This is a genomic window from Brevibacterium sanguinis (assembly GCF_003315415.1).
Classification (GTDB): domain Bacteria; phylum Actinomycetota; class Actinomycetes; order Actinomycetales; family Brevibacteriaceae; genus Brevibacterium; species Brevibacterium celere_A.
In genome coordinates this window covers 1-19,404 of record NZ_QNSB01000015.1, presented here as the reverse complement: position 1 = coordinate 19,404, position 19,404 = coordinate 1, and the positions used below count along the sequence as shown (strand labels likewise).

19 protein-coding genes and 1 tRNA gene are annotated in these 19,404 nt (G+C 69.4%); 4 read left to right on the top strand and 16 right to left on the bottom strand.

All coding sequences use genetic code 11. The features are described from left to right. Positions 1–40: 40 nt before the first annotated feature. Positions 41–1,129, bottom strand: a complete 1,089-nt coding sequence (locus DFO65_RS15815; RefSeq protein ID WP_245940831.1) for a GNAT family N-acetyltransferase — start codon at positions 1,127–1,129, stop codon at positions 41–43. A 16-nt stretch (positions 1,130–1,145) separates the two neighbouring features. Here DFO65_RS15815 and DFO65_RS15810 point away from each other — a divergent pair, with 16 nt between their 5' ends. After that, complete coding sequence (locus DFO65_RS15810) at positions 1,146–1,937, top strand: MBL fold metallo-hydrolase (protein ID WP_113905415.1); 792 nt, start codon at positions 1,146–1,148, stop codon at positions 1,935–1,937. Positions 1,938–1,950: 13 nt separating this feature from the next. On the opposite strand, the gene DFO65_RS15805 is transcribed toward DFO65_RS15810, so the two are convergent. The 11 genes from DFO65_RS15805 to DFO65_RS15755 form a co-directional block, all read right to left on the bottom strand. After that, positions 1,951–3,105 carry a hypothetical protein gene (locus DFO65_RS15805; protein WP_113905414.1) on the bottom strand — a complete coding sequence of 385 codons (1,155 nt, stop codon included), beginning with the start codon at positions 3,103–3,105 and terminating at the stop codon, positions 1,951–1,953. Positions 3,106–3,108: 3 nt separating this feature from the next. Beyond that, positions 3,109–3,999, bottom strand: coding sequence for a hypothetical protein (locus DFO65_RS15800; RefSeq protein ID WP_113905413.1), 891 nt, complete (start codon positions 3,997–3,999; stop codon positions 3,109–3,111). Continuing rightward, positions 3,996–5,246 carry a hypothetical protein gene (locus tag DFO65_RS15795; RefSeq protein WP_245940830.1) on the bottom strand — a complete coding sequence of 417 codons (1,251 nt, stop codon included), beginning with the start codon at positions 5,244–5,246 and terminating at the stop codon, positions 3,996–3,998. Before DFO65_RS15795 ends, DFO65_RS15800 begins: the two co-directional genes overlap by 4 nt. A 141-nt stretch (positions 5,247–5,387) precedes the next feature. Then, positions 5,388–5,771, bottom strand: a complete 384-nt coding sequence (rplL, locus tag DFO65_RS15790; RefSeq protein ID WP_113905411.1) for a 50S ribosomal protein L7/L12 — start codon at positions 5,769–5,771, stop codon at positions 5,388–5,390. A gap of 57 nt (positions 5,772–5,828) precedes the next feature. Then, positions 5,829–6,359 carry a 50S ribosomal protein L10 gene (gene rplJ / locus DFO65_RS15785; protein ID WP_113905410.1) on the bottom strand — a complete coding sequence of 177 codons (531 nt, stop codon included), beginning with the start codon at positions 6,357–6,359 and terminating at the stop codon, positions 5,829–5,831. Positions 6,360–6,741: 382 nt separating this feature from the next. Beyond that, positions 6,742–7,437 (bottom strand): 50S ribosomal protein L1, encoded by a 696-nt coding sequence (gene rplA, locus DFO65_RS15780; RefSeq protein WP_113905409.1) that lies wholly within the window; start codon positions 7,435–7,437, stop codon positions 6,742–6,744. Positions 7,438–7,500: 63 nt separating this feature from the next. Continuing rightward, positions 7,501–7,938: a 50S ribosomal protein L11 gene (gene rplK / locus DFO65_RS15775; RefSeq protein WP_113905408.1), complete on the bottom strand. Its 438-nt coding sequence runs from the start codon at positions 7,936–7,938 to the stop codon at positions 7,501–7,503. Positions 7,939–8,175: 237 nt separating this feature from the next. Next, positions 8,176–9,045 carry a transcription termination/antitermination protein NusG gene (gene nusG / locus DFO65_RS15770; protein WP_113905407.1) on the bottom strand — a complete coding sequence of 290 codons (870 nt, stop codon included), beginning with the start codon at positions 9,043–9,045 and terminating at the stop codon, positions 8,176–8,178. Between the two features lie 135 nt (positions 9,046–9,180). Continuing rightward, positions 9,181–9,459, bottom strand: a complete 279-nt coding sequence (gene secE / locus DFO65_RS15765) for a preprotein translocase subunit SecE (RefSeq protein ID WP_113905406.1) — start codon at positions 9,457–9,459, stop codon at positions 9,181–9,183. A 98-nt stretch (positions 9,460–9,557) separates the two neighbouring features. Next, positions 9,558–9,630 (bottom strand) — tRNA-Trp (locus tag DFO65_RS15760). Positions 9,631–9,749: 119 nt separating this feature from the next. Beyond that, positions 9,750–11,375, bottom strand: coding sequence for a metallophosphoesterase family protein (locus DFO65_RS15755; protein WP_245940829.1), 1,626 nt, complete (start codon positions 11,373–11,375; stop codon positions 9,750–9,752). Positions 11,376–11,422: 47 nt separating this feature from the next. Between DFO65_RS15755 and DFO65_RS15750 the strand changes: the two genes are divergently transcribed. Continuing rightward, entirely contained in the window at positions 11,423–12,448 is a 1,026-nt protein-coding gene (locus DFO65_RS15750) for an adenosine deaminase (RefSeq protein WP_281268764.1), read from the top strand. Here the strand turns inward: DFO65_RS15750 and DFO65_RS15745 are convergent. From DFO65_RS15745 to DFO65_RS15735, 3 genes are read right to left on the bottom strand one after another with little or no spacing between them, the layout of a single operon-like run. Beyond that, entirely contained in the window at positions 12,440–13,513 is a 1,074-nt protein-coding gene (locus DFO65_RS15745) for a UDP-N-acetylmuramate dehydrogenase (protein WP_245940828.1), read from the bottom strand. The two genes, DFO65_RS15750 and DFO65_RS15745, sit on opposite strands and share 9 nt — an antisense overlap. Next, positions 13,510–13,947 carry a MaoC/PaaZ C-terminal domain-containing protein gene (locus DFO65_RS17345; protein WP_113905404.1) on the bottom strand — a complete coding sequence of 146 codons (438 nt, stop codon included), beginning with the start codon at positions 13,945–13,947 and terminating at the stop codon, positions 13,510–13,512. Before DFO65_RS17345 ends, DFO65_RS15745 begins: the two co-directional genes overlap by 4 nt. After that, complete coding sequence (locus DFO65_RS15735; RefSeq protein ID WP_113905403.1) at positions 13,947–14,393, bottom strand: FAS1-like dehydratase domain-containing protein; 447 nt, start codon at positions 14,391–14,393, stop codon at positions 13,947–13,949. The genes DFO65_RS17345 and DFO65_RS15735 overlap by 1 nt, the downstream gene beginning before the upstream one ends. Positions 14,394–14,683: 290 nt before the next feature. Between DFO65_RS15735 and DFO65_RS15730 the strand changes: the two genes are divergently transcribed. Further along, entirely contained in the window at positions 14,684–16,714 is a 2,031-nt protein-coding gene (locus DFO65_RS15730; RefSeq protein WP_245940827.1) for a biotin carboxylase, read from the top strand. Between the two features lie 164 nt (positions 16,715–16,878). Then, a complete protein-coding gene (locus DFO65_RS15725) occupies positions 16,879–18,099 on the top strand; it encodes a serine hydrolase domain-containing protein (RefSeq protein ID WP_113905402.1) in 1,221 nt (406 codons plus the stop codon). Between the two features lie 27 nt (positions 18,100–18,126). Here DFO65_RS15725 and DFO65_RS15720 read toward each other — a convergent pair whose 3' ends face one another. Further along, the gene (locus DFO65_RS15720) at positions 18,127–19,239 is read right to left on the bottom strand and encodes an NAD(P)/FAD-dependent oxidoreductase (RefSeq protein ID WP_113905401.1); all 1,113 of its coding nucleotides are present in this window, start codon (positions 19,237–19,239) and stop codon (positions 18,127–18,129) included. Positions 19,240–19,404: the final 165 nt, after the last annotated feature.

Below are 19,404 nucleotides of genomic sequence, written 5' to 3'. Positions count from 1 at the left end.
CAGAGCAACGCAAATATCAAGCTTATAGCACGCGGTCAAGTCATGCAAGGCGTTTCTGCCACACCCCGGTCCACGCGTGCGTCGCGAATCCCGCCAGGTCGTTGATCGCGAGCATCCACGAGTTCTCCGCCGCATTCCATGTGTAGACCCGCCTGACACCGGTCGCCGCCGCCAGCGCCGTGTGGTTGGCGATCTTCAGGTGCGCGCCGAGACGGTGTCCCCGGTGCTCCTTCGCGACGATCGTCGCTCCCTGCCAGCCCGCCTCTGGGCGGTCGAGGGACTCGGCGACCTCGGTGAACCCCGCCGCCGCGTCGCCGTGCAGGGCGAGCGCGGTGTGCATCCGCTCCCCCGACCGGGCCCGTTCGGCGTCGAGCTCGCGCACCCGCTCCTCGTCCCACCGCTCCTCCTCGGACAGCCGCTGCGCCCCCGGGGTGTCCGTCGACATCCGCTGATGGAGCACGGCCATGCCCGCGAGATGCTCCTCGGGGGTCGCTCCGCTCCAGGTCAGGATCGAGTAGTCGGGGTCGAAGTCGCCGATGTCGATTCCCGCCGCGGTCGCAGTGCGCGCCGCCGAGCAGCGCTCGAGCTGTTCGAGGACGAAGCCGTGACGGGCGAGGAACGCCACCGAGGGAACGCCGAGGGACAGGCTGCCGACTCCGGACGCGGCCGCGAGGTGCGCCTGCCTGCGTGCGGCCGTGCACTCCTCGACCGGGACCTCGTTGAAGCTGAGCAGTCGGGTGCGGCCGGAGCCGGTGAGGTCGGCCTCCATCCGCGCGAGCAGCGCGGATCCCAGCCCCTGCCGCCGGCGTGCGGGGTCGACGGCCAGCCACACCTCCGCCTGGTCGGTGTTGTCGACGAGGCCGAGGTGGGCGGTCCCCTTCGCCACGATCTCCCCGCCGAGGCGCCCGACCCAGAACTCGCGGGTCGTGTACCGGGTCGACGCCCGCAGCGCCTGCCGCACCTGCGTGGGCAGCGGGCCGAAGTCGGGGCCGAGGCCCGAGGCCGCGTTCTCCCGGGTGTCGAAGGCGACCACCTCGGCGACGAGGGAGTCGAGCTGTGCGCCGCTGAGCGCTGCGGGCCGGATTCGGGTGATCTGCATGAGGTCCTCGTCGATGGTGGGAACGCCCACAGTCTAGACTCCCCTCATGGCCACGGTCACCGTTCTCTCCTTCGATCCTGCCCGCGTCAACTGCGCGATCATCACCGGCAGGTCCCGCACCCTCATCGTCGACGCCGGCCCCGGGCCGCGCTCCGCCCGCACCCTCGCCGCGCGCGCCGCCGAGCTCAGCGTCGCGGCCACCGGCCGGCGCACGCCCGTCGACGTCGTCACCACCCACGACCACTGGGACCACTTCTTCGGCAATCGGACGCTGCGCGACGAGGGGGCCGAGACTGTCTGGGCGTCGCCCGCGTTCGCCGCCGATCAGGAGGCGACGGCGTGGATCGCCCTCGACGCGCTGCGCCGCGACCCCGAGCATGCGGGGTTCGCCGCCGATCTGCCCGCGAACCCGTCCGACCTCGTCGTCGAGGTGACCCCTGTGCCGGATGGGGGCCTCGACCTCGGCGGGTCCCGGGCCGAGTTCCATGTCCTCGGCGGGCATTCCACGTCCGACGTCGTCGTCCGCCTGCCCGACGAGGGGATCGTCCTCACCGGCGACCTCGTCGAGGAGGGCGATCCCCCGCAGGCCGGCGGGGACGCCGCTCTGGCCGAGTGGGCGCGCAGCCTCGATGCGCTCCTGTCCTTCCCCGAGGCGCGGGTGTTCGTGCCCGGGCACGGGGTGCCCGTCGACCGCGGCTTCGTCGAGCGGCAGCGCGACGACCTCGACGGTTTCCGCCGGATGGGGGCCGACGCCGAGGTGGCGCTGCCGGCCCGTTCGATGCCAGGTGAGCACGATCGCTCGGTTCCCCGCGAGTCCGCACTGACCCGGGAATCGTGACCTCTCCGCGGTCCTAGCGCCGCGCGTCGGGCCGCCGGCGCTGCAGGGCGGTGACGAGGTCCCCGCCGATGACGCCGAACAGCGTCTGCGACCAGATGCTCGAGCCCTCGACGTAGGGCCGGTCGCCGTCGAAGATCCACTGCAGCTGGTTGCCCTCGCGCAGGTCTGCGGAGCAGTCCGCGCAGACCGGGACCCGAACGCTGCGCGCATCGGCGTCGACGCGCGCGGTGGTCGTCGCCTCCCCGTGCAGCGGATTGACCGTGCACAGGCTCTGCGGGAGACCGCCCTGGCGACCGCGCCTCCTCCGGTGCTCACTCACCTCGGCGATCTCCCGCCCCGCCTGCCGCAGCAGCACCATCGCACCGGCGAGGTCGAGGCGGTCCGCGGTCTCGTCGTCGACGATCGTCCGCGCCCACTGATAGGCGTCGAGGGCTCGGGTGACCCGGGCCGCATCCGTCTCGTCGAGGGTCCGCAGTCGCAGTCGGTCCAGTCTCTCGGCGAGGCTCGCGGTATCGGCGTGGATGCTCTCCCGCAGCGACCTGCGCTGGAGCGAATCGACCTTGCGGAGGAGTTCGCCGGGCAGCTGGTACGCCTGCTGCCGGCGCGCCTGCGCCCGTCTCTGCCGGAGGCCGCGGAGGAGGAAGACGCCGGCGATGACGAGCGCCAGGACGAGGACCGACCCGCCGAGGAAGAGCGGGGCGAAGCTGCTCGAGGTGTCCTGGACGACCTCGCCCTGCCCCACCTCCTCCACGGTCTCCCCGGGGAGCTCGTCCGGTGCGGTCTGCGGATCGGCGTAGAGGTCGAGGAGGATGTTGAGCTTCGTCAGCGATGGTGTGCCGTGGCTCCACGTGTCGTAGCCCACGGACATCTGCTCCATCACCTGCATCTGGAGGTCGTGGTCGTCCTCGAAGTGCACGTCGACGGCGAGGTCGGTCTTGCCGTTGACCATGATGAAGGAGCCCTCACCGCCGTTGAACACCTTGATCTGCTCGAGCAGGTCGCGGTCGATGTGGTCGTCGGGCACGGCGATGACGTAGACGTCGAAGTCGAGGCCCTCGGCCTTCGACTTCGCGGTCTCCAGCAGTCGGGGGTCGAGGTGGCCGGCGACCGCCGGGTCGACGTGGAACGGCTCGGTCTTCAGCGCCTCGGCGATGGTCTGTGCGTCCACTGCTCAGCCCTTTCGGTTCGTGGTCTGCAGGGCGTCCCGTCCGCCGGTCCGGTGGTGACGGACGACGGTGATGACGGCCGCCCCGGTCCCGGTGACGATGAGGCCGATGAGCAGTCCGAAGCTCGCTCCGGCGATCGCCGACCCCGTCCCGTACTCGAGGTCGCGGGGGCGGTCGTCCGGCCGCTCGTTGACGATGATCGGGTCGCCGTTCTCATCGGCGTACGAGCCGAGCATCCCTCCGTCGTGATAGATCTCGGCCTGCTTGAGCGCGCGGACCCAGCTCAGCCCCGTCGTGGAATAGGGCTCGTTGATCACTCCGAGGTCGGGCCGCTCCACGTCCCGCACCACGCCCTTGTGCGCGACGCCCGCGCCGAGGCTGCCGAAGGCGAGCACGGTCGCCTTCTCGTCGTCGAGCTCGGTGGCGATGCGGGCGGCGGTCAGATCGAGGTCCCCGTCGGCGTCGTCGATGTCGGAGCTCGCGACGAAGGCGACGTAGATCGGCACCTCGAGCCCCTCGACCTCGTCGCGGATCGCGTCGAGGTCGGCGTCGACCATCTCGAAGGCGAGGTACTCGTCGACATGGATGGCGTCGTCGTCGAAGCTCGCCGTGATCTGCCGGTAGCGGGCGCGGTCGTAGTCGGGATCGTACTGGCCTTCGATGCGGTCGGAGTAGATCGAGTCGACGAGGACGTCGTCGCTCTCCGAGACCGCCACGCGCTCCTGCTTCGCCTCCTCGAACCGCGAGGCGCTGTAGGCGGTGGAGCCCAGCGCGACGCCGGCGAGGACGACGAGGGCGATGCCGATGCGGATCCACCCCGGGTGGCGGTCCGATCTCCTGCGCGCGGTCCTTCGCGCTGCCGCATCTCTGCGGGTGAGTGGGCCTCGGTCCGTCATCGTCGCTCCGATCCCGGCGCACCGTACTCGGCCACGGCGTCCTCGAGGTTGGCGAAGCTGCCGAATCCCGAGAGCGCATAGGCATCGTGACGTTGGAAGTAGGGCACGGGCAGGGACTTCCTCAGCCCTTCGTTCCTCGGCACCATGAGGCTCTCCGGATCGTGACCGGCGTTGAGGTCGCGACGGCAGGCGGCGCACAGGAGCACGGTCAGGGTCGTCCGCGCCTGCTTCCAGGCGAAGGGTTCGATCTCGAGGTCATGGGAGGGGAAGAAGAAGCAGAACTGCGGCTCCCCCGCCGCCTTCCCCCTCTGCGTCGCCGAGGAGGTCCGCAGAGCGCTGCGCACCCAGGCGTCCGTCCGGGTGAGGGCGTGGACGGCGTGCCGATGGGAGAAGTCGGGAGCGCTCGCCCACTGCGGATGGGCGTCGATGATCGCCGTCAGGGCGTCCTGCACGCGGCGCCCGCGATCGAACAGCGACCACCGGGCATCGTCGGTCGTCGCCGGCTCCGGCAGGGCGGTCAGCGTGCGCGCGGCCCTCCGGACGAGGTCGTGCTCCCGGGTGAGTTCGGGTGCGGTCGTCAGTGCGGCGCGCCAGGAGTACTTCGATCGGCGGCGCAGCAGCCACGCGCTGAGGCCGACGGTGGCGGCGGCGGTCGCGACGAAGACGATGCCGTCCGGGTTCCCGCGATCGAGGCCGGTGGCCTCGATGTAGTCGTCGTCCTCCTCGCCCACGTCCGGCGGGTTGAAGTCCGGAAGGGACGGCAGCTCGGTTCCCTGCGCGGTCGCCTGCAGCACGCCGAGGTGGTAGGGCACGGCGAGTTCGACCGGCAGGAAGTCGCCGGAGGCGGAGCGCTGCAGCTGATCCGAGCCGGTCGGGATGGACGGTCCGTTGTCGTCGACGAGATAGGCCAGCGTGTGGGCGGCGGACTCCGCCCCGGAGAAGACGACGAGTGTGTGCTCGGAATCGGACTTCTCGTGCATCGTGAAGGCGAGGTCGGCCGTGAAGCGGCTCCAGCCCTCCGAGCTGCGGGCGGGGACCGGCAGCGGAGGGACGATGGCGATGAAGTGCGGCAGCCCGGATTCGCCCGCTTCGGCGGAGGCACGCTCCAGCGCCGTCACCTGGTTCGTCGTGAGGCCGGACCGGATGGAGGGCTCGATGGCCAGCGGATCGCGCTCCCAGGACTCCTGCAGACGGGTCGCCAAGCGCTCGAGCAGCTCGGCCTGAGTCCTCGACGGCGTCGTATTCACCGCCCCATCATAGTATGAGCGCATCTCCCGCGTTGCCCGTCGGGCCGCCGGTGTTCCTGATCGGTGACACGGGAAGAGCCCCGCAGCACGAAGCTGCGGGGCTCTACGCCACTGCCGAGCACGAGGCTGCGGCAGAGGTCATCACTTGAGGGTGACGGTGGCGCCGGCGCCCTCGAGGGTTTCCTTGGCCTTCTCGGCGGCTTCCTTGGACACGCCTTCGAGGATGGCGGCCGGAGCCGAGTCCACGAGGTCCTTGGCTTCCTTGAGTCCGAGGGAGGTGAGTCCACGGACTTCCTTGATGACGGGAACCTTCTTCTCGCCGGCCGATTCGAGCACGACGTCGAATTCGGTCTGCTCTTCAGCGGCTTCGGCGGCTCCGCCGGCAGGGGCGGCGACGGCGACAGCGGCAGGGGCGGCTGCCTCGACCTCGAAGACCTCTTCGAAGGTCTTGACGAACTCGGAGAGTTCGATCAGGGTGAGCTCTTTGAAAGCCTCGATGAGCTCGTCGGTGGTGAGCTTAGCCATGGTGGCCAGTCCTTCCTGTGGTGGTCACGATCGGTGACCGGTTTGTTGGGGTGATGCTCAGGCGTCGGCAGGAGCGTCGTCCTGCTTTTCGCGGAGGGCATCGACGGTGCGAGCGGCCTTGACCAGCGGAGCGGTGAAGAGGTAAGCCGCCTGGTGGAGGCTTGCCTTCATGGCACCTGCTGCCTTTGCAAGCAGCACTTCGCGGGATTCGAGGTCGGCAAGCTGGTTGACATGCTCAGCGCTGAGGACGGCGCCATCGTAGTAGCCGCCCTTGACGACGAGCTGAGCATTCGCCTTGGCAAAGTCACGCAATGCCTTCGCAGCCTCTGGCGGTTCACCGTTGACGAATGCGATCGCGGTGGGCCCCGTCAGGTGCTCATCGAGATCGTTGATTCCGGCTTCCTTGGCTGCGATGGCAGTAAGCGTATTCTTTACCACGGCGTAGCTGACGTTCTCACCGAGTGCAGTGCGCAGCTCTTTCATCTGCGCAACGGTGAGACCGCGGTACTCGGTCAGCAATACAGCGTCGGAGTTCTCAAACTGCTGCTTGAGCTCCTCGACTGCGGCTGCCTTGTCTGGCCTCGCCATGGTATTCCTTTCGTACAGGCGCCGATCGTGTCCCGACACCAAAAAGAGCGCTCCACGCAGGCATGCGCGAAACGCTCGTACGGGGACACGGGGTCCTCGTGGAGGAATCTCTTGCTCACCTGCGCAGGTCACTCCGAGGAGTCTTCGTCCGCGGGCACCCGGAATCGATTGCGATGTCCGGCTGACCCGAGGAGACCGACGGTCTTGGGTGGTATCAGTCTAGCGGACCGCGCCGAGGCGAGTCCAATCGAGAGCCGTCCGCTGCGGCGAGACGCCGGCTACAGACGCCGGTGGGCGGGAAGCGATCACTCGCTTCCCGCCCACCGGACGGTCACTCACCTGTTCCCTGTTCGATCGGTCCCAGCGGACCGGAGGGTGGGAGTCAGGCGCGCAGGGTCGAGGCGTCGACCGGAACGGAGGGACCGTTCGAGGTCGTCACGCTCGCCTTGGTGATGTAGCGGCCCTTCGACGAGCTCGGCTTGAGGCGCAGCACCTCGTCGATCGCGGCGTCGAAGTTCTCCTGCAGCGCCTGCTCGGAGAAGGAGACCTTCCCGATGATGAAGTGCAGGTTCGAGTGCTTGTCGACGCGGAACTCGATCTTTCCGCCCTTGATGTCGGTGACGGCCTTGGCGACATCCATGGTCACGGTGCCGGTCTTCGGGTTCGGCATGAGTCCGCGGGGACCCAGCACCTTGCCCAGTCGGCCGACCTTGCCCATCATGTCGGGGGTCGCGACGGCGGCGTCGAAGTCGGTGAACCCTCCGGCCACCTTCTCCAGCAGGTCATCGGATCCGACGAAGTCGGCACCTGCTTCGCGGGCAGCCTCTGCACGGTCGCCGGCGGCGAACACCAGGACCCGGGCGGTCTTGCCGGTACCGTGCGGAAGGTTGACGGTGCCGCGCACCATCTGGTCCGCCTTGCGGGGATCGACTCCCAGGCGGAGGGCGACCTCAACGGTGGCGTCGTACTTGGCCACGTTGGTGTCTTTGGCCAGGGCGATCGCCTGAGCCGGTTCGTACTTGACGTCGGCGGCGATCTTCTCCGCCGCGGCCTCGTAGGCTTTGGAACGCTTTGCCATCTGCTTCTCTCCTTGCAGTCGTGGTCCGGGCCGCGTGAGCCCTTCCACTGGTGTGCCCTGGTGTCAGAGCTTGATGTCGGTGGTGACGCCCATGGAGCGAGCAGTGCCGGCGATGATGCGGTCTGCCTGGTCCAGGTCGTTGGCGTTGAGGTCGGGCATCTTCGTGGTGGCGATCTCCCGCACCTGCTCGGCGCTCAGGTGAGCGACCTTCGTGGTGTGCGGAGTGGCCGATCCCGACTTCACGCCCGCAGCCTTCTTGATGAGCTCGGCTGCCGGAGGGGTCTTGAGGACGAAGGTGAACGAACGGTCCTCGTACACCGTGATCTCGACGGGAACGATGTTCCCGCGCTGGGATTCCGTGGCGGCGTTGTAGGCCTTGCAGAATTCCATGATGTTGACGCCGTGCTGGGCAAGCGCCGGACCAATGGGAGGAGCCGGGTTGGCGGCACCTGCCTGAATCTGGAGCTTGACGAGGCCGGCTACCTTTTTCTTGGGAGGCATGTACGGTCCTTAATCTCAAAGTTGTCACGTGTCCGAAACTTCCGACACGTCGTTCGACGTCGCTCCTGCCGATACAGGGCGGACAATCAAACCACACCAGTATTCCATGTGCGGAGCACCGGGGGCAAACCGTGGTGAGCCGGATCACCCGGAGGCCGGGCCCACCGGGTCCCGCTCCCCCGGCGGTGAATGCGAGCGGAGCCCGGACATCGCCGGGCTCCGCTCAGGCTCGAGGGCTCAGAGCTTCGACACCTGGTCGAAGCCGAGTTCGACGGGGACGTCGCGCTCGAAGATCGACAGGAGCACGGTGAGCTTCTGCGAGTCGGGGCGGATCTCCTGGATCGTCGCCGGGTGGCCCTCGAAGGAGCCCTCCTTGACGAGCACGGATTCGCCGACCTCGAACTCCACCTCGGTGATGGGGGCCTGGGCGGACGCCTGCTCCTTCGCCGCGCCCTCTCCGGCGGCGGCCTCGGCCTGCCGCTCCTCGAAGACCGGTGCGAGCATCGTGAAGACCTCGTCGATCGAGAGCGGGACCGGGTCGTAGGCATTGCCGACGAAGCCGGTGACGCCCGGGGTGTGGCGGACCGCGCCCCAGGACTCGTCGGTGAGCTCCATGCGGACGAGCACGTAGCCGGGGATGCGCACACGGCGGACCTGCTTGCGCTGGCCGTTCTTGATCTCGATGACGTCTTCCATCGGGACCTGCACCTCGAAGATGAAGTCCTCGAGGTTGAGGCTGACGGCGCGGTTCTCGAGGTTCTGCTTGACCCGGTTCTCGTAGCCGGCGTAGGAGTGGATGACGTACCAGTCACCCTCCTGCATCCGCAGCTCCGACTTGAACTCCTCCGCAGGGTCGACGTCGTCGCCGGAGGTGGTCTCGGCGGGCTCCGCGTCAGGGTCGACGTCGTCGCCGGACGCGGTCTCGGCGGCGGTCTCGGAGTCGGGGTCGACGTCGGATTCCGCGGCCGGGGCCTCGGATTCTCCCTCGGCGCCGGCGGTCTCGGTCACATCCTCGACGGCAGTGGTCGATTCAGCGACGTTCGCCTCCTCGGCGCTGACGTTCTGAGCTTCAGGGGCATCATGTTCGGATGAACTGGTTTCCGACACCGATCATTTCCTCGCTTCGCGTGTAGGGACAACTCGTCAAGAGGTGAGCTGTGGGAATGTGCTGCTGAACTTATGACATCGTATCCGAGTCGGCCCGCTCGCTGCCGGGCGGAGATCATCGCGACCGGGCGACGCTCACCACAGGGGCCAGATCGGGGTGCCGGCGAAGACGAAGCCGACGAGCTTTCCGAACACGAGGTCGAGCGCCGTCACGAGCAGCATCATGACGAGGATGAATCCGAGCACGACGAGTGTGTAGTTGAGAAGCTGCTTGCGAGTCGGGGTGACGACCTTCTTCAGCTCCGCCATGACCTCACGGAAGAACTGGAGGATTCGACCGAAGAACCCGAGCTGCCTGCGACCGCCGGCGCTCGTGGGTGCCGCGTCGGTCTTCTTTGCCGGTGTGTCGCTCACACATCCTCACTCGGTTGGTTTCCATGGGACTGCACAATTGCTTCTGGCCAGTCGAGGACTGCGTCGCGCCGAATGCGAATCGACGACGATCAACTGCGCAGGGGTGACAGGACTCGAACCTGCAACCTACGGTTTTGGAGACCGTTGCGCTACCAATTGCGCCACACCCCTTCGATTCGGCACCTCTCGGATCGGTTCGTCCGAGTCGTGCCCAACCACGAGAGACGAGCATACCGTCTCCGGCCGCGTTTAGTCGAACCGGGCCGGCGACCGTGTCGTCCCCGGGCTGGTCACGAGCCCTCGGCGTCCCCCTCCGGGGGCTGTCCGACGAGCGGGATCGGGGCCGGGAACCTCGTCCACGGCCCGATGCGCAGGGACTGGTCCTCCCCGACGGTGATGACCTGGAGGTCGATGGGCCGCTTCGTCCGGTTGTCGATCCGGATGATGCTCAGCTCCGCGTCCATCTTCAGCGGACCCGGCGTCAGCGCGTTCGCGAGCGCCCCGCCCGTGGTCGAACTCACATACCTGACCCCGCTGCCCAGTGCCTCCGGGCCGACGCGGCGATGCCAGTGCCCGCTCAGCGAGTACTCGGCGCAGCCCGAGCGCAGCGAGGGGGCGGCGATGCGCGCGTCGTGGATGAGCATGATGTCGAACTCGGTCTCGCACGCCTCCGCACGCAGCGCCTGGGCGTACTGCTCGGCCGTCATCCCCGTCTCCAGCTCCGGACCGGACCCGAACACGGTGCGCCTGGGGTCGGGGCCGCCGAAGAACGTCACCCCCGCCAGCTCCGCGGTCGAGTTCTCGAGCACCTCCCAGCCGCTGCGCGCGGCATGATCGGTCGTCTCGGTCGAGTCGTGATTGCCCTTGACCGTGATCTTCGGGATCGACTCGGGCAGCTCCTGATCGAGGACGTCGAAGCAGTAGTTCTCCGCCGAGGTGCCCGTCATGGTGATGTCGCCGCCGTCGATGTAGGCGTCCGCGCCGGTCCGCCGGGCGACGTCGCCGACCACCCGGGCCATCCCGATGTTGCAGTGGATGTCGGATCCGAACACGAACGTCGACACGTCGGCGCGCCCCGCCTCCGCGCCGGCGACCGGCACCAGGCCCCGGTCGGACCAGTTCCCGGTCTGGGGCCGGGCGTCCCACTGCTCGTCGAGGTGGGCGAGCACGCCGTCGTAGAACGCGTCGTTGTCGTCGGCGAAGTCCTTGACGGCGCCGACCGCCGTGCCGATGACCCCGCCGAGGCGGCCGGTGACCTGCGCGCCCTCGAGCGGCGTGCCGTCGAAGGCGGGGTCGCCGACGACCGGCTGGGGCCGGTTGAGCACCGCGATGCCGACGACGCCGAAGACGGTGACCACGACGAGACCGGCCGCCACGAGCTCCCTGCCGGCCACGACCCGGAGGGCGTCGCGGGCCCGGAGCGGACCGAACGCGAGCGCGGCGCCCGTGGCCGCGCCGCTGAGCACGCACACCGCCAGCGCCCACCGGGTGAGGATGTCGCGGGTCAGGCCGATGACGATCTGGTCGATCTGCGTCTGCGGCGAGGAGAAGAGCAGGGCGTAGGAGGCGACATCGGCGCCGAGGGCGTCGACGGTGCCCTGCCCCTCGGCGGCGCCGGCACGGCGCTGGGACGCCCCCGCCCGGGACTCCTCGTCCCTGTCGCCGGACACGGGGATCTCTCCGACCTCGACGGTGAGCCCGAGTCCGGCGGGCAGGTGCTCCTCGGCGGGCATGAGGAGTTTGCCCAGGGGCCCGAAGTCCACGGTCAGCCGGGAGTCCGCGGTCACCTCGTAGCGCGCCTCGTGGGGACCGAACGTCAGGTCCGCACGGGCGCTGAGCACGGCCCAGGGCAGGGTGATCACGGCGAGGGACGCCAGGAGGACGACGAGGGCTGTGATTCTCCGCGGGACTGACACGGCTCCATTCTAGGGACGACGGGCCCGCGGCCATTAGTGTGGATGGGGTGACGGATCCGATCGTGTCCCTGCCCAAGGCCCATCTGCACCTGCACTTCACGGGGTCGATGGCCGTGTCGACGCTGCGCGAGATCGCCGCCGAGGCGGGTGTGTCGCTGCCGGAGGCGCTGCTCGGCTCCACGCCTCTCGATCTCAGTCCCGACGAGCGCGGCTGGTTCCGGTTCCAGCGCCTCTACGACATGGCGCGCGGGGTCGTGCGCGGCGAGGAGATCATGCGCCGACTGGTCAGGGAGGCCGCCGAGGCGGACCGGGCCGAGGGGTCGCGATGGCTCGAGCTGCAGGTCGACCCCACCTCGTACGCCCCGTTCGTCGGAGGGATCACCCCGGCGCTGGAGATCATCCTCGACGAGGCCGCCGAGGTCAGCCACTCCGGCTTCGGCATGGCGATCGTCGTCGCGGCCTCCCGCACGCGCCACCCGCTCGACGCCCGCACGCTGGCCCGGCTCGCCGCGCGGTTCGCCGGCTCCGGTCCCGGCAGCGTGGTCGGCTTCGGGCTGTCCAACGACGAGCGCCGTGGGGTCACCGCCGAGTTCTCCCGGGCGTTCGCGATCGCCCGGCGCGCGGGCCTGCTCTCGGTGCCCCACGGCGGTGAGCTGCTCGGACCGGCGCACATCCGCGAGATCGCCGAGGCGCTTCGGCCGGACCGGCTCGGCCACGGGGTGCGCGCGGTCGAGGATCCCGCCCTGCTCGCCGCGCTCGTCGACGCCGGTGTCGCCTTCGAGGTCTGCCCGGGGTCGAACGTGTCCCTCGGGGTCTGTCCCGACATCGAGGACGTTCCCCTCACCACGCTCATGGCCGCCGGCGCGAAGGTCGCGCTCGGGGCCGACGATCCGCTGATCTTCCGGTCACGGTTGGCCGATCAGTACCGCTTCGCCATGCGGATGGGCCTGACTGCCGCCGACCTCGCCCGGCTCGCGGAGGACTCGTTCGCCGTCTCGGCCGCGCCCGCGGAGGTCCGGGCCCGGGCCTCCGCGGACATCGCGCGGTGGCGCAGGGACCGCGGCTCAGAGTGAGCAGCCGATGAAGGTCGGCTCCGGCTCGAGGGTCACCCCGTAGCGCTCCTCGACTCCGGCGACGATCGCCCGGGCGAGCGCGAGCACGTCCTCGGTGCTCGCCTCACCCCGGTTCGTCAATGCGAGCGTGTGCTTGGTCGACAGGCTCGCCCGCCCCGCGCCGAGGCGATAGCCCTTGGAGAAGCCCGCATGCTCGATGAGCCAGGCCGCCGAGGTCTTCGTCAGCCCCTCGATCGTCGCCCCGCTCAGGGGGTCGGTGACCGGGTAGCGCGGGGCCTCGACCGGCAGCATGCCGGCGTCGGTGACGATCGGGTTGGTGAAGAACGACCCCGCCGACCACGTGTCGTGATCGGCCTCGTCGAGCACCATTCCCTTCGACCGGCGCAGCGCGAGCACGGTGTCCCTGACGAGGGCGGCCGGGGCGGTCTGCCCGACCTCGAGGTCGAGCGCCGAGGCGAGCTGGGAGTAGCGGATCGGCAGGGAGGCCGTGTCGCGCCTGAGCTCGAACGTCACCGAGAGCACGAGGTGCGCCGAGGCGCCTGAGCGCTGCTGGGTGCGTTTGAGCATCGAGGTCCGGTAGCCGAACTCGAGGTCGGCGGCGCTGAGCCTGCGCACCTGACCGGCGATCCGGTCGTAGACCTCGACGGAGGTGATGAGCTCGCCGACCTCGGTGCCGTAGGCCCCGACGTTCTGGATCGGGGTGGCCCCGACGGAGCCGGGGATGCCGGAGAGGGCCTCGAGGCCGCTGAGGCCGCGCGACAGCGTCATGGACACGACGTCGTCCCAGTTCTCCCCCGCCTCGACGGTGACGAGCGCCTCGGCGGCGGTGGTCTCCGCGATGTCGATGCCCGTCGTCGCGACCCGGCAGACGTCACCGTCGAATCCCGCGTCGGAGATGAGCAGGTTCGACCCGCCCCCGATGAAGAGCACGTCGGCGTCGCCGCCGGCGCCCAGCCCGAGCGGATGGCGGGCACAGAAGTCGAGCAGCTCCTCGCGGGTGCGGGCGGTGGTCAGCGCCCGGGCGGGCCCGCCGAGGCGGAACGTCGTCAGTTCGGACAGTCTCACCGGGCGACTCGAATCTGCGTGCGGCTGAGCACGTCCGACTCCCCCGCCCGCACGGTCGCGTCGATGCGCAGGGTTCCCGCCTCGGCGTCGACGGCGGCCACCGTCGCCTCGAGGCTGAGCGCGGCGGTGGGGGTGGCGGGCGAACCGGCGTCGGCGTCGGGGACGAGCACCGGGGCCGAGAACCGGGTCCGGTAGTCGACGATCCTGCCCGGATCGCCGAGCCATTCGGCGATGGGCGCGACGACGAGGGCCATCGAGAGCATGCCGTGGGCGATGACCCCGTCGAGTCCGACCTCGGTGGCGAAGCGCTCGGACCAGTGGATGGGGTTGTGGTCTCCGGAGGCGGCGGCGTAGTCGATGAGCGAGGCCCGCGAGAGCGGGATCTCGGTGCTGACGACCGTGTCGCCGACGCTCAGGGTGCTCAGGTCGATCATCAGACGTCTCCTCTCACGACGATCGTCGAGGTCACGGTGACCACGGGCGCCTCCTCGGCGTCGGTGATCTCGGTCCGGGTGGTGATCATCGCGTTGCTTCCCGCGGCCCTGACGCCGTCGACGTGGGTCGTCGCATCGAGCCGGTCCCCGGCGACGATCGGTCGGGTGTAGGTGAACTGCTCGGAGCCGTGGACGACCCGGGAGAAGTCGATGCCGGACTCCGGGTCCCGGATGTAGGCCGACTCGCTCCTCTGGGCGACGATCACGGCGAAGGTCGTCGGCGCGATGACGTCGGGATAGCCCAGGGTGCGGGCCGCCTCGGCGTCGACATGGCAGTCGGCTCGGGCTCCGGTGGCGCGCGCGAACTCCGCGATCGCCTCTCGGGACACCTCGTAGGGTCTCGGCAGGCGGTAGCTCGACCCCTGCTTGTCCGTGTTCACCGGCATCAGTCACTCACTTTCGCAGTCTCTCGTGCCGCTCGGGGCGGACCTCGCGTGTTCCAGGGTAGCCCTCCCGCCGAGACCGGCGAGAATCCGCGTGTCGGTGACCGGGGGACGCCGTCCGCGACACCATGCGGTGAGCGCTCGTGCGCGGGCGACGGCAACTGGTATATGTTGTCCACTACACATCTCTTTCGCTGTCGGAGCTCCCGCACAGGGGCGAGGATCTCGGAGGGGATGTGCACGCGGACATCAACGAGGATGCGACGCTTGACGTCTTCACAAGGAGAAGTGCGATGACGAACAACTCATCGGCCAAGGCCCCATCGACCACTGCCACCGAGACGACTGCGAATCCGCAGGACAACGGCACCCGCGCATCGACTTCGGCGTTCGGAACCGCCGTCACGGCACCGGTCGCGCCGGCGAAGAAGTCGGAGGCGAAGAAGTCCACGGTGAAGAAGTCGGAGAAGAAGAAGCCCGGGGCGAAGAGCGCCGCGTCGGCGAAGGCCGTCAAGGCCGAACCGGTCAAGGGAGAGACGACGGGCACCGGCCATCGCGTGGTCAAGGACGCCGTCGCCGTTCCCAGCTCCGGACGCCCGGAGAAGACCGCTCCCGCGGCCGAGCAGGCCCCCGCCGGTTCCGCCCCGGCTGCCGATTCCGCTCCCGCGGCCGCCCCCGCCGTCGATGCCCCGCCGGCCGGTCCCGTCGACACTCCGGCCACCCGTGCGGCCACCGCCGCGCAGGCCACAGCGGACACGGACCTCCCCGTCACCGAGGCGGACCCGACCAACGCCGAGGTGCATGTGGGCACGGACGCCGCCTACGCCGGCGCCGAGGCCGATCGCGTCCAGCTGCGGCGCCCGCTGCGCAACATCTCCGAGGTCCGCCACTTCTTCCGCACCAACCAGACGCCGATCTACTTCATCGGCGCGACCCCGTTCAACCTCCTCGGCCTCGACCGCTGGGTCCGCAACTTCTCCTACATCACCTACTACGACGGCTGGGACGGCGCCCACCCGCGCGTGTTCTCGCCGCGCTACAAGCCCTTCGTCGAGTTCGAGAGCGGTGAGGCGATCAACAACTGGCTGCTGCTCAACGCCGAGGTGCGCGCCCACATGACGCGCAACGTCCCCCACGGGGAGCGGCCCAAGGTCGCGATGGTGTTCTTCGACGAGGAGACCGAGCGGATCTGCCGCGAACTCGGCTACGACCTCATCCTGCCCTCGGCGAAGCTCCGCAACCTCCTCGACTCGAAGATCGAGACGACGAAGCTCGGCAACGAGGCCGGCGCGTACTCGGTGCCCAACGTCCTCACGACCGCCGACACGTACGAGGAGCTCGTCGCCGAGAGCAAGAAGGCGGGGCTCGGCACCGATCTCGTCGTCCAGACCCCCTATGGGGACTCGGGCAAGACGACCTTCTTCATCGCCGCGGAGGCCGATTGGGACGCCCACTCCGAGGACATCATCGGTCAGCAGCTGAAGATCATGAAGCGGATCAACAACCTCCAGGTCGCGGTCGAGGCCGTGATCACCTCCAGCGGCGTCGTCGTCGGTCCGTTCCTCACCGAACTGGTCGGGTTCAGCGAGCTCACCCCGTACAAGGGCGGCTGGTGCGGCAATGAGATGACCCCGGATGTGCTCACCGCCGACCAGCGCTCGCGCGCCCGCGACCTCGTCCGCCGGATGGGCGATGGGCTGCGCAAGCGCGGCTACCGCGGGTTCTTCGAGGTCGACGTGCTCGTCGACACCGACTCCGACGAGGTCTACCTCGGCGAGCTCAACCCCCGGATCTCGGGCGCCTCGGCGATCACGAACGTCACCGCCGGAGCCTATGCCGACGTCCCGCTGTTCCTCTTCCACCTCCTCGAGTACCTCGATGTCGAGTTCGACCTCGACATCGACGAGATCAACGAGCGGTGGGAGGAGCTCTCGGGCGCCGACGAGTGGAGCCAGATGATCATCAAGGAGACGGCTCCGATCACCGAGTACATCACCCACTCGCCGATGACCGGTCAGTACTACCTCGACCAGTACGGGACCCTGACGTACAAGCGGGCGGCCCTCGACTGGCATCCGCTGCAGAACGGCAACGAGGTATTCTTCCTGCGCATCTACGGGGCCGGCGAGTACCGGTGGAAGGGCGCCGACCTCGGCGTGCTCGTGACGAAGAACCCGCTGCAGACGAGCAACGGGGAGTCGAAGACGCTGAGCATCAGGGCCAAGCACTTCATCGACTCGATCCGGGCGATGTACGCCGGCGTCCCCGTCGCCGCCGAGGATCCCTCCCCGGCACTGGGCGGTCCCGGCGCCAAGGGCGACTGAACCGGACTCCTGAGGACCCCCGGCGGCCACGGTCGTCCGGGGGTCCCGACGACTCCGCGCGCATCCTCGCATGCGCCGCGGTGGTAATCTGCAACGAACCGCAACCGGGGCCGGCAGGCGCACCCGGACCATCGAGCACACCCGGACGATCAAGAGGGCAGACCGTGACTGAGACTTCTTCGGCGCAGGCCGTGAGCATCATCGACAAGGACAACTGGCAGGATGCCGACAACGTCCGGTGGTCGTTCCAGAACCTGTCGCAGATCCTGCCCACCACGCCGATCTCCCGCGGCACCGGACCCGTCGCGGAGCTTCCGGTCGGCCTCCAGGACCTCGGGGAGATCGAGATCCCCGAGACTCCCTACAGCGAGGCCCGCAGCGTCCGCAGCGTCATCGAGTCGAGCGACACGGACGGCTGGCTCGTCCTCCATCGGGGGACCGTGCTCGCCGAGGAGTACTTCGCGGCGATGCGTCCCGACACCCAGCACCTCCTCATGTCGGTGAGCAAGTCGCTGGTCGGCACGGTCGCCGGGATCCTGGCGGGAGCCGGGGTCCTCGACCCCCAGCGGCCCATCACCGACTACGTCCCCGAGATGGCGGAGTCCGGGTACTCCGGCGCCACGGTCCGCCATCTGCTCGACATGCGCTCGGGGATCAGGTTCTCGGAGAACTACCTCGACCCGAATTCGGAGGTCAGGCAGATCGAGGCGTCGATCGGCTGGTCGGAGGACGAGCCCGAGTCCCCCGGGCTGGGCATGTACCGCTACCTGACCACGCTGGAGAGGAAGTCCGAGCACGGCGGTCCCTTCGAGTACCGCTCGTGTGAGACGGATGTGCTCGGATGGGTGTGCGAGAAGGCCGCCGGGGAGCCGATGCAGACGCTGATGTCGCGCGTGCTCTGGTCGCGCATCGGTGCCGAGCACGACGCCGTCATCGCCACCGACCAGTACGGGGTGGGGATGTTCGACGGCGGGATCAACTCGACCCTGCGCGATCTCGCCCGGTTCGGCTACCTCTACGCCAATCGCGGCCTGTCCCTGACCGGTGAGCAGGTGGTTCCCACTTCCTGGATCGGCGACACCCTCACCGGCAGCGAGGACACCCGGCAGGCGTTCGCCGACAGCCCCGGCGACAACCGGATGCCCGGCGGCATGTACCGCAACCAGTTCTGGTTCCCCTACCCGGACTCCCACGCGTTCCTCGCCCTCGGCATCCACGGGCAGATGATCTACATGAATCCCGGCGCCAGCTTCGTCGGGGTCAAGCTCTCGAGCTGGGGACTGCCGCAGGATGCGACGAAGCTGTTCCCGACCATCCGCGCCTTCGAGGCGATCGCGAACGCCGTCTCCCCCGGCGCGCGGGCGCGGTCGGCGGAGTCGAGCTAGAGCCGCCGGTCCGGGTCAGCAGCCGGTTCAGGGCTGGAGGGCCGCGATCTCCGGAGCCGGTTCGCCGAGGATGTCCCGGGCGATCGCGTCACCGATGAGCGGTCCCATCGTCAGTCCCCCGGCGCCGAACCCCGACGCCAGCCACAGTCCGGAGGCGTCGGTGATCCGTCCGGCGAAGGGCAGCCTGTTGTCCCGCTGCGACATCGGCCGGATCCCGACCCGGGTCTCGAGCACGGTCGCCTCGGCGAGTCCGGGGGCGATCGCCAGTGCGTCGTCGAGCACCTGGCGCAGTCCCGCCGCGGTCGGCCGGACATCGAACCCTGTCCCGTCCTCCCTGGTCGCACCGATGACGATCCGGCCCGAGTCGAAGGGAGTGATGTAGTGGTGGCCGAGGGGGTGGACGGTGGGCCAGGTCCCGGTGTTCGCTCCGGGCAGGGACAGGTGGATGAGCTGCCCGCGCTGCCCGGCGATCGCGACCCGGTGACCGAGCCGGCCGAGGATCTCGGGGCTGCGGGCTCCGGCCGCGACGACGACCGCGTCGCAGTCGACCCTCGCCGAGGCGGTTGCCACGGACCATGAGCTCCCGCCCGAGGCGGTGAGACCGACGACGGAGTCGCGGACGAGCTCGGCTCCCGATCCGGCTGCCGCGGTGAGCAGACCGTCGCGGAGCATCCGCCCGTCGACCCGACCTCCCCCGGTGATGAGCAGTCCCGACATCTCGGGGTCGATGGGCGGACAGGCCCGCCGCAGCCGCGTGGGGTCGAGTTCGGTGACCTCACCGGCGACTGCGCCCGCGGCCGCCGCCCTCTCGCGCACGAGCACGGCCGCCTCGGCGAGCCTGGAGGGGTCACGATCGACGACGATCGCCCCGGTCCTCCGGTACCCGACGTCGGTGATCCCCGAGGCGGAGAGCCGACTGAGCAGTTCGGGGTAGAAGGCGCCGCCCGCGGCGTAGGTCTCGTAGTAGGCTCCGTCGCTCGACGACACCCAGGGGGCGATGATGCCGGCGCCGGCGGCGGTGGCCTGACCGGACATGGCGTCGTCGATGAGGGTGACGGCGGCCGATCGGGCGGCGAGGCCGAAGGCGACGGAGGCGCCTGCGATCCCGCTTCCGATGACGACGATGCGGGGAGAGGTCATGGGGCCACTGTACTGGGACTCGGCCCGATGGGCCCCGGTTCAGTGGGTGTCGGCACCGACCTGGGTGCGGGCTTCGGCGAGCATGCCCTCCCGCGTCGCGATCTTCTTCCGCTCCCGACCCTCAACCTCACCCAGAGCCCGCTCCGCCGCATCGAGACGGTGATA